Genomic DNA, 13,431 nt, shown 5'->3' on the forward strand with positions numbered 1-13,431 from the left:
TGGTCGGCCTTCTGCCCGTGCTCCCGCCCGCCCTGACCGTTGCCCTGGCCGGTGAGGCAGCCGTACCCCGAACCGTCGCGGCCGGGCAGACCGAGGGCGAGGGCGAGATTGACGTACGCGGTGACGGTGTCCACCCCCTTGGCGTGCTGCTCGGCACCGCGTGCGGTCAGGATGATCACGCGACCGCCGGTGCCCAGCGCTCGGGCGGTCGCCTCCAGGTCGGCCACCGGCACCCCGGAGAGCTGTTCGGCGCGGGCCGGCCACCAGGCGGCGACGCCTCGGCGGACCGCGTCGAATCCGGTGGTGCGGTCGGCCACGTAGTCCCGGTCGACCCAACCCTCGGTGAGAGCGATGTGCAGCAGGGCGTTGGCGACCGCGAGGTCGGTGCCGGGCAGCGGTTGCAGGTGCAGGTCGGCCTGGCGGGCGGTGGCGGTGACCCGGGGGTCGATGACGATCAGTTTTCCGCCGTTGCGGCGCTGCTCGGTGAGCCAGCGCACCAGCGGCGGCATGGTCTCCGCCGGGTTCGCCCCGACCAGCAGCAGGGTGTCGGCCCGGCCCAGGTCGGCGAGGGGGAACGGCAGCCCGCGGTCGATGCCGAAGGCGCGCATCCCGGCGGCTGCCGCGGAGGACATGCAGAACCGTCCGTTGTAGTCGATGTGCCGGGTGCGTAGCCCGATCCGGGCGAACTTTCCCAACGCGTACGCCTTCTCGTTGGTCAGGCCACCACCGCCGAAGACGGCGACCGCGTCGCGGCCGGCGTCGTCCTGGACGGCGCGGATGCCGGCGACCACCCGGTCGAGCGCGGTGTCCCAGCTCGTCGGGTGCAGTTCGCCGGTGGCCGGGTCGCGCACCAGGGGAGTGGTCAGCCGATCCGGGTGGTCGAGCAGTTCGGCGGCGGTCCAACCCTTCTGGCAGAGCCCGCCCCGGTTGGTGGGGAACTCGCGCGGGTGGACCGTCACACCGGCGTCGTCCGTGCGCAGCGTCATCCCGCACTGCAGTGCGCAGTACGGGCAGTGCGTCGCCACTTCCCGGGGCGTCAGCCCCGGCGGAGTCGCCGACCGTGCACCGTCTGTCATGTCGGGAAAGCGTGCCGCCGGGCGGTTTCCGGTCCGGGTCCCTTCTGTTTCGGTCCTGTCAAGTGGGGCTCACACCGCACAGGGGCAGCGAGCGCGTTGGAGGGTGGGAGTCGGATCCTGTGGAGCTGAATCGCTGACGACATCGGCGGTTGACTCGTTTGCGACATCAGCTCCAAAGCGGCAGCGGATGTCACCTCGCGGGGCGGTCAGCGCACGTCGTGACGGTGTGGTCGGCGGGTCAGGGACAGCCAGCCCAGGAACCGGGCGTGAAGTGCCCGCGGGTCCGGCCAGATCAGGCCTGCGGGCATCACGAACAGGGACCGGCGCGCGACCGCATCAACGTTCGCGGCCAGTTGGTAACCGTCGATCCACAGCCACCCGTCGTACGTCGGTTGTGACTTCCCGTGTGACGGGAGGTACGAGCCGGACGGCCTTTGGAGCTGAATCGCTGACGACATCAGCGTCGCTCGTCGGCTTATAATGTGGGAAATCTGTTCCAGAATATGGGAGGCCCTGATGAGCGTGACGGACGTCTTCGACGCGTTGGCCGGCACGTACGACGAGGCGCGCAGGCGGTTGATCCCGTGCTTCGACGCCTTCTACGGCACAGCCGTCCAGGTGGCCGCGCCGCCGTTGCGGGCCGCGCTCGCCGCCGGGCGTACACCGGAGGTGTTGGATCTGGGCGCGGGCACCGGCCTGCTCTCGTTGCTGCTGTCGGCCGCGGTGCCCGGAGTCCGGCTGACCCTGGTGGACGGAGCGCCGGCGATGCTCGCCCGCGCCACCGACCAGTTGGACGCGCGGTCCGTGCCACACCGAACGGTCCGAGCCGACCTGGCCGACGAGTTGCCGCCGGGCCGGTACGACGCGGTGGTCAGCGCGCTGGCGATCCACCACCTGGACGACGCCGGCAAGCGCGCGCTCTACCGACGGGCCGCCGCCGCGCTGGCACCGGGCGGGGTGTTCGTCAACGCCGAGCAGGTCGCCGGCCCGACCCCGGAGTTGGACCGGCGCTACGACGAGGTGTGGATGCAGCGGATCACCGAGCTGGGTGCGTCTCCCGACGAGATCGCGGGTTCCCGGGAGCGGATGCGCCACGACCGCCCGGCCACGGTGGCCGACCAGTGCCGGTGGCTCGCCGAGGCGGGCCTGATCGACGTCGACTGCTACTTCAAGGAGTGGCGCTTCGCGGTGTTCGGCGGTCGGGCCGGGTGAGCCCGACGGAATGTGCGTTTCGCCGCCCGGGGGCGAGCCGGCGGGCGCAGGGATGACTGTTGGTCACACCGGTGGGTAATCTGCTCGGCATGACTGCCAAGGTGACTCTCTCGTTCACGGACGAGACGATCGAGGAGGCGCGGCGGTTCGCCAAGCGCGAAGGGTTGTCGCTCTCCGCGTGGATGGACCAGGCCGCCCGGGAGAAGGCGCTGCGCGAGGTCTTCACCGCGCACGCCGCCGCCGTGGGCCGCGCCAGCCTGGATCTGGAGTCTGCCGCGCTCGCCGACGCCCGCGAGGTCGGCATGGTCAACGACCTGTTCTCCGGCGGACGGCCGCGTGCTGCGTAGGGGTGAGATCTGGCGCATCGAGGGCGCCCGGGAACGCCTCGGCCTCGTGATCAGCTCGGACGTCTACAACTCCACCGACGTGCCCATCGTGATCGTGGTCGAGGTGGTTGACGAGTCGCTCCTACGGGACTCGCCGCTCGCCGTGTCGATGGGCCGGTACGTGGTGATGCCCGACCGGATCTCCTCGCCCATGAAGAAGTGGTTCACCGCGTGCGTGGACGTCGCCGACACCGACACCATGCTCCGGGTCGGCCGCGCGCTGCGCATCCTCCAGCAGCTCTGACCGTAGGGCAGCTCTGATCGCGCCACCCCGGTGGCGTGCTCACCATCGCCGCCGGCCCGTGGTGCGATCCCCGTTTCCGGCCCGACCCGCGACGGGCACTGCCAGGTAACCGGGTGTTCCTAGCGTTCCTCCTCGTCACATCGACGAGGAGGAGCCGCCGTGAGCACGCTCACCAGCACCGTAGTCACCGCCGAGCCGCCTGCCGTCACCGGTCGCCGGCAACCGCTGCACGACTGGCGCCCGGAGGACCCGGACTTCTGGCAGGCCACCGGCGCGCCGATCGCCCGGCGCAACCTCTGGGTCTCGATCTTCGCGGAGCACGTCGGTTTCTCGGTGTGGAGTCTCTGGTCGGTCACGGTGCTCTTCCTCGGCCCCGCGTACGGCATCGATCCGGCCGGGAAGTTCCTGCTCACCGCCGTGCCGGCCGCCCTGGGGGCGGTGCTGCGGCTGCCGTACACGCTGGCGGTGGCCCGCTTCGGCGGACGACGCTGGACGATCATCAGCGCCTTGCTGTTGCTGGTGCCCGCGGTCCCGATGACGGTGCTGTTGGAGCCCGGGGTGTCCTACACCACCCTGATGGTGCTCGCCTGCCTCACCGGGGTCGGGGGCGGCAACTTCGCCTCCTCGATGGCGAACATCAACCTGTTCTACCCACAGCGGCTCAAGGGACGGGCGCTCGGGCTCAACGCCGGTGGCGGCAACCTGGGCGTACCCGCCGTGCAGCTCGTCGGCCTGGCAGTGCTCGCCACCGCGGGTGCCGCGTACCCCCGGTTGGTGCCGGCGGTCTACCTGCCGCTGATCGTGCTGGCCGCGCTGGCCGCGGCCCGCTGGTTGGACACCGTGCCGGGGGCGCGCAACGAGCCGGGCGCGTTGCGGGAGGCGGCCCGCGATCCGCACACCTGGGTGATGTCGCTGCTCTACATCGGCACCTTCGGCTCGTTCATCGGCTTCGGTTTCGCCTTCGGTCAGGTGCTCCAGCTCCAGTTCGCCGAGCGGTTCCCCACCCCGGTCGACGCCGCCTGGCTGACGTTCCTGGGCCCGCTGGTCGGCTCGTTGATCCGGCCGCTGGGCGGGCACCTGGCCGACCGGTTGGGCGGGGCGCGGGTGACCTTCTGGAACTTCGTGGCCATGGCGGCCGGCGCGAGCACCGTGCTGTACGCGGCGCGGGAGCGCTCGTTCGGGCTGTACCTCGCCGGGTTCCTCGCCCTCTTCGTCTTCTCCGGCGTCGGCAACGGCTCCACGTACAAGATGATCCCGGCGATCTTCCGGGCCCGGTCGGCGGACGCGGTGGCCACCGGTCAGCGTGATCCGGAGGCCGCCGCGCGGTGGGCGCGGCGGATGACCGGCGCGTTGATCGGCATCGCGGGTGCGATCGGCGCCTTCGGCGGGGTGCTGGTCAACATCGCGTTCCGCCAGTCGTTCCTCAGCTCGGGAAACGCCGACGCCGCCTACCTGGCCTTCATCGGCTGGTACGCGTTGTGTTTCGCGGTCACCTGGGTGGTCTACCGCCGTCCGAGGGCCGGTCGACTCGCCAACGTGTGAGCTGAGCCACCCTCGGCGCGTCGCCGCGCGGGACCGCACCCCCGTTTTGACCTGCGGACGGGGCGCCGGGTATCGTTGCCTGCTGTTGTACGACATCCAGAGGCGTGCCCCATCAGGTACGCTTGGTCGTTCGTGCGCGCTGGTCCGGCCTGCTAGATCTGGTCACCTCGGCGCGCGACCCCAGACCGACGACGAGACAAGGTAGACCTGTGCGTACGTACAGCCCGAAGCCGGGTGAGATCGAGCGTCAGTGGCACGTCATCGACGCCTCTGATGTCGTGCTGGGCCGCCTGGCCACCCACGCCGCCACGTTGCTGCGTGGTAAGCACAAGCCGACTTTCGCGCCGCACGTCGACACGGGCGACTTTGTCGTCATCGTGAACGCGGGCAAGGTTGCGTTGACCGGCAACAAGCGCCAGACCAAGGTCGCTTACCGCCACTCCGGTTACCCGGGTGGTCTGAAGCAGATCGGCTACGACGAGCTGCTGACCAAGCGTCCCGAGCGGGCCATCGAGCTGGCCGTGAAGGGGATGCTCCCGCACAACAAGCTCGGCCGTCAGCTGATCAAGAAGCTGAAGGTCTACGCCGGTGCCGAGCACCCGCACCTCGCGCAGCAGCCGGTGCCGTTCGAGATCAAGCAGATCGCGCAGTGAGCGCGGGCGAAGGAAGCAGCATGACCGACATCATCGAGACCGAGGTCGCCCCGGAAGCCCCCGAGGCCACCGAGGCGCCGGCGCCCGTTGCCCGCGCGCCTCGTGGTGACCGGCCGATCCAGACCGTGGGCCGCCGCAAGGAGGCCATCGTCCGGGTCCGCATCGTCCCGGGCACCGGCAAGATCACCTGCAACGGCCAGGACCTCGAGGCCTACTTCCCGAGCAAGGTGCACCAGCAGCTCATCAAGGACCCGCTGGTCACCGCCGAGAAGCTCGAGCAGTTCGACGTCATCGCGAACCTGCGTGGCGGCGGCACCACCGGCCAGGCCGGTGCGCTCCGCCTGGGCATCGCCCGCGCTCTGATCATCAACGAGCCGGACGACCGCCCGGCCCTGAAGAAGGCCGGCTTCCTCACCCGTGACGCCCGGGTCAAGGAGAGCAAGAAGTACGGTCTCAAGAAGGCCCGTAAGGCTCCCCAGTACTCGAAGCGCTGATCTTTTCCAGCGCGTTGTACTTCTGACGGACGGCCGGTCCGCCTCCCCCTCGGGGGAGGCGGGTCGGCCGTTCCGCTTTCTCCTCACTGGCAGTGCTCTTTCGGAGGTTGGCGGGTATGGGTCGGTTGTTCGGCACGGACGGCGTACGCGGGCGGGCAAACGCGGATCTCACCCCGGAATTGGCGCTGGCGCTCGCGGTGGCCGCCGCGCACACACTCGCCGAGACGGACCGCAGTCATCCGCCGCTCGCCGTCGTCGGTCGCGACACCCGCGCCAGCGGCGAGATGCTGGAGGCCGCCGTGGTCGCCGGGCTGACCAGCGCCGGTGCCAACGTGGTGCGGGTCGGCGTGCTGCCCACCCCGGCGGTGGCGTTCCTCACCGCGGAGGCCAAGGCCGACCTGGGTGTGATGCTCTCCGCGTCGCACAACCCGATGCCGGACAACGGCATCAAGCTCTTCGCCGCCGGCGGGCACAAGTTGCCCGACGAGATCGAGATGCAGATCGAGGCGGCCGTCGAGACGAACGCCACCACCGCCTGGGACCGGCCGATCGGTGCCGGCGTCGGCCGGGTGCACGACCTGCTCGACGGTGCCGACCACTACGTCCAGCACCTGGTGGGCACCGTTCCGCACCGGCTCGACGGGATCAAGGTCGTGGTCGACTGCGCCAACGGCGCCGCCGCCGAGATCGCCCCCGTCGCCTACCGGGAGGCCGGCGCGGAGGTCATCGCCATCCACGCCGAGCCCGACGGGCTGAACATCAACGACGACTGTGGCTCCAACCACATCGAGGCGCTGCGCGCCGCCGTGGTCGAGCACGGCGCCCACCTGGGCATCGCCCACGACGGCGATGCCGACCGCTGCCTGGCGGTCACCGCCGACGGCGACGAGGTGGACGGCGACCAGGTCATGGCGATCATCGCGCTCGCCATGCGCGACGCCGGCACGCTCACCCAGGACACCCTGGTGGCCACCGTGATGAGCAACCTCGGGCTGCGGCTCGCGATGTCCGCGCAGGGCATCCGCCTGATCGAGACCAAGGTCGGTGACCGGTACGTGCTGGAGGAGCTGCGCGCCTCCGGGCTCGCGCTCGGCGGTGAGCAGAGCGGCCACATCGTGATGCCCGCGCACGCCACCACCGGCGACGGAGTGCTCACCGGCCTGCACCTGATGGCTCGGATGGCGGCCACCGGCCAGTCCCTCGCCGAGTTGGCCTCGGTGGTCACCAAGCTGCCCCAGGTGCTGATCAACGTTCCGGTGGGGGACCGCACCGTCGGCGCTGCCGCGCCGGCCGTCCGCGCCGAGGTCGAGCGGGCCGAGGCGGAGCTGGGCGAGACCGGTCGGGTGCTGCTGCGCCCGTCGGGCACCGAACCGCTGGTCCGCGTGATGGTCGAGGCGGCCACCGAGGCGACCGCCCGTGAGGTCGCCGAGCGGATCGCCGAGCTGGTCCGTACCGCGAGCCCCGTCGCCTGAGACCACCTCGGGGCGGCGTCACAACCGCAGCCGGGCCGCCCGTTCGTACGTGTCGGCGGGGTCCTCGCCGTCGGTGAGGTCGAGGTCCTCGGTGACGCGTCCGTCGGTCAGTCGGACCAGTCGGTCGCAGCGGGCAGCGATGGCCTGTTCGTGGGTGGCGAGCAGGATGGTCATGCCGTGCCGTTCACGGAGGTCGAGCAGCAGGTCGAGGATCTGCCCGCCGGTGGTGGAGTCGAGGTTGCCGGTGGGCTCGTCGGCCAGCAGCAGGCCCGGCGCCCCCATCAGGGCGCGGGCGATGGCGACTCGTTGCTGCTGGCCACCGGAGAGCTGCGCGGGCAGGGCGCGCTCCCGCCCGGCCAGGCCGACCGCGTCGAGCAACTCGCGGGCTCGGGTCGCGTGATCGGCCCGGCCCCGGCGGGGGAGGACCGGCGCGATCACGTTGTCCAGCACGGTGAGTGCGGGCAGCAGGTGGTAGCGCTGGAAAACGAACCCGACCCGTTGCCGGTAGCGGGCCAGCGCGGCCCGACGCAGGTCGCTGACCACCACGTCGTCGACGGTCACGGTGCCCTCGTCGGGCTGCTCGATCGCGCCGATGAGATGCAGCAGCGTCGACTTGCCCGACCCGCTCGGCCCGGTCAAAGCCACCACCGAGCCGGCCGCGACGGTCAGGGACACGTCGTCGACCGCGGTCAGCTGGTCCGCGCCGGTGCCGAATCGCCGTGTCAGGTGGTCGACCGAGATCGCGCTGCCGCTCTGTTCGCTCATGACTGCTACTCCTCTGCCAGAAGTCGGGCGGGTCGTAGGCGCGGCAACAGGGCGGCGGGCACCAGCGCGGCGGCAGCGCTGACCAACGCGCCCGCCAGCGCGACCAGCGCGGCCACCAGGATCAGCGCGCCGGGAAGGGCGCCGATCAGCCAACCCGCGCTGACCAGGCCGACCGCCGCGCCGGTCGTCGAACCGACGAGCCCCAGCGCCAGCCCCTCGTAGCCGACCAGCCGGCCGAGTGCGGCGTCGGTCCAGCCGATCGCCCGCAGGGCGGCCAGTTCGGCGGCCCGGTCGCGGATGTTCAGGTAGAGCACGTCCGCCACCGCAGCGGCACCGAGCAGCACGGTGGCCGCAGCGGCAACGGTGTCCGCGCCGCGCACGCTCAGTGAGACCACGTCGCCGAGCACACTGCCGACGATCGCACCCCGGAACGCCCAGGCAGCGGCGGTGACCAGCGTCAGCGCGGCCACCCCGATGGCCAGCGCGCCGGCGCCGAGGAACGTGCGTCCGGGGGTGCGGGCCAGATTCACCAGCGCCAACCCGAAGAGGGTGCGCGGCCGGCGTACCCAGCTGGCGGGAGCGACCATCGGGCGGAGGGCGGCGGCGGGGTGGGTGCGCGCGGCCCGCAGCGCCGGCACCAGGCCCGCAGCCACCGCGAGCAGCAGGGCGATGGGTACGGCCAGGGCCGACCGCCGCCAGTCGACGTCGATGCCGAGCGCCATCCCGAGCGGCACCGCGAGGGTCAGCGAGAGCAGACCGGCGATGAGCCCGAGCAGGGCGACCTCGCCCAGGATCAGCGCCGCGATGCGGCGGACCGGCCAGCCGAGACAGGAGAGCACCGCCAGTTCGGAGCGTCGGTCCCGGACGGCGGCGCTGACCGCGTTGCCGAGGAACAGCACGCAGACCACAAGCACCAGCACGAAGAGCACCAGGCTCTTACGGTCCACCGCCTGGGTGATGACCGAGGCCACGCCGAGTGCCGACCAGTTCTCGGTCAGCCGCAGCATCGGCCGGCCGAACGAGCCGGCGGGCAGCTCCACGGTCTGCGGCGCGCCCGACGAGCCGAGGGTGATGTCGACGTCCAGCCCGGTGCGCGCCGCGATCTGCTCGGCGACCAGCCGGACCCGCTCGGCCGACCGTTCGCTGTAGCCGCCCACGTCGGCTACCCGCACCCTGATCGCGCTGATCGGGGCCTTGGCCTGTGGCCCGCCGCCACCCTCCAGGATCTTCGGCACACTGCCGAGGTTGGTGAGCAGCAGCGGCGGCGCGGAGAGATAGCCGGCGGGATTGCCGCTGGGCGCCAGCGGCTGACCGCCCAGCGCTGCCCGGCTGCGGTCGTCGGCACCCTCTGCCGTCGGCGCCTGGTAGGTCTCCAGCGGCAGTTGGCCGAGGTCACTGAAGCCGGCCAGCCGGCCCGGGTCGAAGACACCGACAGCCCGCCAGAAACGGTTGGCGGTGTGCGCGCCCACGGGTAGCGGCAGCGCCCGTATCGATCGGGAACCGGTGTCGTCGGCGAGCCAGGGTCGGGGCAGCGGGTTGAACGTCTCCATCCTGCCGTACACCTCGGGATCGCCGGGCGGTTGCTGGCGTGCCCGCAGGCTGCCGTCGGGTAGCCGGTCGTACTGCACCTCGGTCGACTGCACGACCGTCTGAAGTTGGCCGTGGCAGCACCCGGCCACGGAAAGCTCCTCGGTGAGCATCGCCTGGTGCCCGGCCGTGAGGTCGTACCGACCGGACCCGGCGGGAGTTCCCCCAGGGCGGCTCAACGTCTTCTCCAGGTCGATCGCCTCCACCCCTGCGGGGCTGAGCGCGAGCCGGGTGAACCTGGCCGCCAGCGACTCGTCGATGAAGGGCCGATTGGTGACGAGGACCGGGACCTCGTGGTTGTCCACTGCGCCCCGGCGGTTCACGGCGACGGTGTCGTCAGTGCGGACGGCTCGACCGTTGACCACTGCGTCGTCGAGTCCGACGAGTTGTTCCTCGGCCACCGGGTCCACGGCGGCCAGGAGGAACGGCACTGTCAGGTCGTACGCCATCACCAGCCGGTCGGCGGGTGTGGCGGAGCCGTCCCGGTCGGTAGCGAGGATGGAGGAGTCGGCTTGGAACCGGCCGTCGGGCAACAGTTGGACGGCGTGCAGGGACCAGTCCTCGCGCTCTGAGTAGGTGCCCGGGTTGCCCAGCAGCGCGTATCCGGGATCGCAGATGGGGAGGCTGCGCCCGTCCGGCTGCACCTCGCGGGGGGCCGGCCCACAGGTGTCCGACGAGGGGTAGGACCGCCCATCGGAGTACGGCACGGCGTCACTGTCGAATCCCCGTTCGATCCGGGGGTAGATCAACGGTTTCGTGGTCACGTACACGTACCGGGGTTTGCCAGGTGCGCTGGAGAGACCGCGCTCGGCGTGGAAGGTCGGGTCGACCCGGATGACCTGCTGGTCCAGCGAGCGGTCGACGGCGTCGGTGAGGTCGAGCGGCGTCGGTAGCAGCGTGGTGGAATAGCCGAGCATCGCGATCGGGGCCGCCACGTCGATGCCGGGGACTGCTGTCACCTGCGCGTACTGCTGCGTGGTGATGCCGCCGAAGAGCCCGGAGAGATAGTTGGGGCGGACCAGCCCGCGCTCGGCCTCCAGTGGCGTGCGGGTCCCCTGAGGACGGACCAGGATGTCGTAGGCGACCTGGGTGTTGCGCTCGACAGTGCCGGTGACGTCCAGGCGAGAGGTGGTGGTGGCGCCGGTCAGGACCACGAAGCCGGTGGTTGCCACCAGCACGCCGACCAGCAGCGCCACCGACCGCCCCGCACGGCCGCGCAGCTGCCTCCAGATGAAGCCGAGCATCGCGCCTCCCCGTGTGCTGGCTCCCACTCTGCGCGATACATTGTGACAATGCAAGACCCGTACCGGAGGTGACATGGCGATCCAGCACGCCATCCTCGCCCTGCTCGCTGGTGGCCCGAGCCACGGCTACCAGCTCAAGGGCGCGTTCGAGGCCGCCGTCGGCCCGCAGTGGGGGCCGCTGAACATCGGCCACCTCTATCAGATACTCGACCGGCTCTCCCGGGATGAACTGGTCGTCGCCGAACGGCAGCCGCAGCCGATCAAGCCGGATCGGGTGGTCTACGAGATCACCCCGGCCGGCCGAGCGGAGTTGGCGCGGTGGCTGGCCGAGCCGAGCCCGCGCAGCGGCGGATTCCGGGACGACTTCTTCCTCAAGGTCACCGCCGCCGCCCGGTCAGGCTCTGCGGCCACGGTTCGCGCGGTGCTGGGCAACCAGCGCGGGCACCTGCTGCGCGAGCTGCGCAATCTGGACGGCCTGCGGCGGGCCGCCGAGGACCCGGTGGTCGGGTTGCTGCTCACCGCGGCCAGCCGGCACGTGACAGCGGACCTGTCGTTCGTGGACGACGCCGAGTCGGTGCTGCTCGGTGACGATGGTCAACTGCTCACCCGACTCGCGACGTCCACCGCGGATGAGTCGACGACCGACCCGGGATCGACCGGCTCCGGGCAGATCAGCGGCTCGGGCCCAGAGCGCGCAGCCGGGTGACCGCTTCGGTCAGCACCTCCGGGCGCTTGCAGAAGGCGAACCGGACCAGCCGCCGGCCCGCGTCGACGTCGTCGTAGAAGACCTGGGTGGGCACCGCCACCACACCGCAGCGCTCCGGCAACGACCGGCAGAACTCCACCCCGTCCCGGCCGCCGAGGGCGGTGATGTCGGCGGTGACGAAGTACGTCCCCTCGGAGTCGAGCACCTCGAACCCGGCGTCGGTGAGACCACCGACGAGCTGGTCACGCCGCTGCTGGAGACCGTCCCGGAAGCCGGTGTAGTAGTCGTCCGGCAGGGCCAGCGCCACCGCCACCGCCGGTTGCAGCGGCGCCGCGTTGACATAGGTGAGGAACTGCTTCACCCGGAGCACCGCCGAGACCAGCGCCGCCGGGCCGCTCGCCCAGCCGACCTTCCACCCCGTGCAGGAGAACGTCTTGCCGGCCGACGAGATGCGCAGCGTCCGCTCCCGCATCCCCGGCAGGCTGGCCAGCGGCACGTGCGGGCTCGCCGCGTCGGTGAAGACCAGGTGCTCGTACACCTCGTCGGTGACCGCGTACGCGCCGAACTCCTGGCACAACTCGGCGACCTGCGCCAACTCGGCCGGGGTGAAGACCTTGCCGGTCGGATTGTGCGGCGAGTTCAGCAGCACCAGCCGGGTGCGCGGGCCGAACGCCGCACGCAGCGCCGCCGGGTCGAGGGCGTACCGGCCGTCGGCCGTGGGGCGCAGCGTCACTGGCCGGCGGACCGCGCCGGCCAGCGCGATCGAGGCGGCGTACGAGTCGTAGTACGGCTCGAAGCAGACCACCTCGTCGCCCGGTTCGCAGAGCGCGAGGATGCTCGCCGCGACCGCCTCGGTCGCGCCCGCCGTGATCACGATCTCGCTGTCCGGGTCGTACGCCAGGTCGTAGAACCGCCGCTGATGCGCCGCGACGGCCGCGCGCAGGGCGGGGATCCCCGGGCCGGGCGGGTACTGGTTCTGCCCGTTGCGCAGCGCCTCGGCGGCGGCGGCCAGCATCTCCGGCGGGCCGTCGGTGTCGGGAAAGCCCTGGCCGAGGTTGACCGCGCCGGTGCGCACGGCGAGGGCGGACATCTCGGCGAAGATCGTCGTGCCGAACGGCCGCATCCGGGCCACCAGCGGGTCGACATCGGTGCTCGTCGTCACCTGCGCCAGCCTACGGCCATACCTGGCTCCGGCCCCAGCCTCACTCGGGCCCGCAACTGGTTGACCAGTACCCCCGGGTCTTGTTGACGACCGGCTTGCCGGCGCCGGTGACCGTGACCGTGCAGTCGAGTGGTCTCTCACCTTCGTCGTCGGCCCATCTGGCCTCCACCAGCACCCTGGTCTTGCCGTTGGTGCGGATGGTGGTCCGCCAGGGCAGCTTCTGGCCGTCGACGTGGATGAGGTCACTCTCGGCGTCGAAGTACGCGAGGTCGACGACACCCGACCCGCTGAGCTCGTAGACCACCGTCACGGGTGCCGGTCCTGAGGTCGGTCGGGTGATCGGCTTCTTGCTGGGGGTGGGAGACGCGGTGGGCAACTGCGGCGCGGTGGGTCGCTCCGGGATGATCGGCCCAGTGGTGGGCGCCGTCCAGCCGTCGTCGTCGGGGACGACCCATGGCTCCTCGGCGATCGGGTCGGAGTTGGTCGGGTCGAGCCACAGGCCACCCACGCAGAGGCAGCCACACACGAGTAGGACGAGTGCCACGACGGCCGCGGCGACGATCCCGACGATCCGCCCGCTGCTCGTGGCCGGCTTGCCGGGGACCTGCGGATACCCGGGGTAGGCGTACGGCGGCGGATAGCCGGGTGGCGGATAGCCGGTGCCGGGCGGCGGATAGCCGGGCGGTGGCCAGCCAGCGGCCGGCGACTGCTGGTAGGGCATCGGCCACCCCGCTGGCGGTGGCGATCCGGCCGGCGGCGGGCCTGAGGCGTCGGGCGACCACGGGGGCGTCTGTGGGTCGGGCGTCCACGGCGTCGGGGACGGTTGTGGCGTCCACTGGGTGGCGGGCGGAGGCGGGGCCCATAGCGCGGCCGGCGGGGGCAGTGACC

Annotated in this window: 13 protein-coding genes and 1 pseudogene; 8 read left to right on the forward strand and 6 right to left on the reverse strand. The window is 71.6% G+C overall.

All coding sequences use genetic code 11. The annotated features are described in order from the left end of the window. Together DLJ58_RS06060 and DLJ58_RS34460 are read right to left on the reverse strand one after the other, a co-directional pair. A partial coding sequence (locus DLJ58_RS06060; protein WP_148097978.1) for a molybdopterin oxidoreductase family protein occupies positions 1-1,076 on the reverse strand: 1,076 nt, incomplete at its 3' end. Positions 1,077-1,282: 206 nt separating this feature from the next. After that, positions 1,283-1,468, reverse strand: a pseudogene (locus DLJ58_RS34460) (hypothetical protein); the annotation flags it as partial. Positions 1,469-1,592: 124 nt separating this feature from the next. On the opposite strand from DLJ58_RS34460, the gene DLJ58_RS06070 reads away from it, so the two are divergent. The 7 genes from DLJ58_RS06070 (at position 1,593) to glmM (ending at position 7,079) form a co-directional block, all read left to right on the forward strand. Continuing rightward, positions 1,593-2,288 carry a class I SAM-dependent methyltransferase gene (locus DLJ58_RS06070; RefSeq protein ID WP_124854246.1) on the forward strand — a complete coding sequence of 232 codons (696 nt, stop codon included), beginning with the start codon at positions 1,593-1,595 and terminating at the stop codon, positions 2,286-2,288. 89 nt (positions 2,289-2,377) lie between these two features. Then, positions 2,378-2,635: a DUF6364 family protein gene (locus DLJ58_RS06075; RefSeq protein ID WP_091403518.1), complete on the forward strand. Its 258-nt coding sequence runs from the start codon at positions 2,378-2,380 to the stop codon at positions 2,633-2,635. Then, the gene (locus tag DLJ58_RS06080) at positions 2,625-2,918 is read left to right on the forward strand and encodes a hypothetical protein (protein ID WP_124854247.1); all 294 of its coding nucleotides are present in this window, start codon (positions 2,625-2,627) and stop codon (positions 2,916-2,918) included. The genes DLJ58_RS06075 and DLJ58_RS06080 overlap by 11 nt, the downstream gene beginning before the upstream one ends. 159 nt (positions 2,919-3,077) lie before the next feature. Then, positions 3,078-4,460, forward strand: coding sequence for a nitrate/nitrite transporter (locus DLJ58_RS06085; RefSeq protein WP_124854248.1), 1,383 nt, complete (start codon positions 3,078-3,080; stop codon positions 4,458-4,460). 209 nt (positions 4,461-4,669) lie between these two features. Beyond that, a complete protein-coding gene (gene rplM / locus DLJ58_RS06090; RefSeq protein ID WP_053653864.1) occupies positions 4,670-5,113 on the forward strand; it encodes a 50S ribosomal protein L13 in 444 nt (147 codons plus the stop codon). A 20-nt stretch (positions 5,114-5,133) separates the two neighbouring features. Beyond that, positions 5,134-5,607 (forward strand): 30S ribosomal protein S9, encoded by a 474-nt coding sequence (gene rpsI, locus DLJ58_RS06095; RefSeq protein ID WP_112626216.1) that lies wholly within the window; start codon positions 5,134-5,136, stop codon positions 5,605-5,607. 116 nt (positions 5,608-5,723) lie between these two features. Next, the gene (gene glmM / locus DLJ58_RS06100; RefSeq protein ID WP_124854249.1) at positions 5,724-7,079 is read left to right on the forward strand and encodes a phosphoglucosamine mutase; all 1,356 of its coding nucleotides are present in this window, start codon (positions 5,724-5,726) and stop codon (positions 7,077-7,079) included. An 18-nt stretch (positions 7,080-7,097) separates the two neighbouring features. Here glmM and DLJ58_RS06105 read toward each other — a convergent pair whose 3' ends face one another. After that, positions 7,098-7,844: an ABC transporter ATP-binding protein gene (locus DLJ58_RS06105; protein WP_124854250.1), complete on the reverse strand. Its 747-nt coding sequence runs from the start codon at positions 7,842-7,844 to the stop codon at positions 7,098-7,100. Positions 7,845-7,849: 5 nt separating this feature from the next. Beyond that, positions 7,850-10,675 (reverse strand): FtsX-like permease family protein, encoded by a 2,826-nt coding sequence (locus DLJ58_RS06110; protein WP_124854251.1) that lies wholly within the window; start codon positions 10,673-10,675, stop codon positions 7,850-7,852. Positions 10,676-10,748: 73 nt separating this feature from the next. Here DLJ58_RS06110 and DLJ58_RS06115 point away from each other — a divergent pair, with 73 nt between their 5' ends. Continuing rightward, positions 10,749-11,381, forward strand: a complete 633-nt coding sequence (locus DLJ58_RS06115; protein ID WP_124854252.1) for a PadR family transcriptional regulator — start codon at positions 10,749-10,751, stop codon at positions 11,379-11,381. Here the strand turns inward: DLJ58_RS06115 and DLJ58_RS06120 are convergent. Then, positions 11,347-12,504 (reverse strand): pyridoxal phosphate-dependent aminotransferase, encoded by a 1,158-nt coding sequence (locus DLJ58_RS06120; RefSeq protein WP_244218803.1) that lies wholly within the window; start codon positions 12,502-12,504, stop codon positions 11,347-11,349. The two genes, DLJ58_RS06115 and DLJ58_RS06120, sit on opposite strands and share 35 nt — an antisense overlap. Positions 12,505-12,583: 79 nt before the next feature. Continuing rightward, on the reverse strand, positions 12,584-13,264 hold the full coding sequence (locus DLJ58_RS06125; RefSeq protein WP_124854254.1) for an MmpS family transport accessory protein: 681 nt from the start codon (positions 13,262-13,264) through the stop codon (positions 12,584-12,586). Positions 13,265-13,431 lie beyond the last annotated feature (167 nt).

Origin of the sequence: Micromonospora arida, assembly GCF_003857035.1 — a bacterium.
Lineage (GTDB): Bacteria > Actinomycetota > Actinomycetes > Mycobacteriales > Micromonosporaceae > Micromonospora > Micromonospora arida.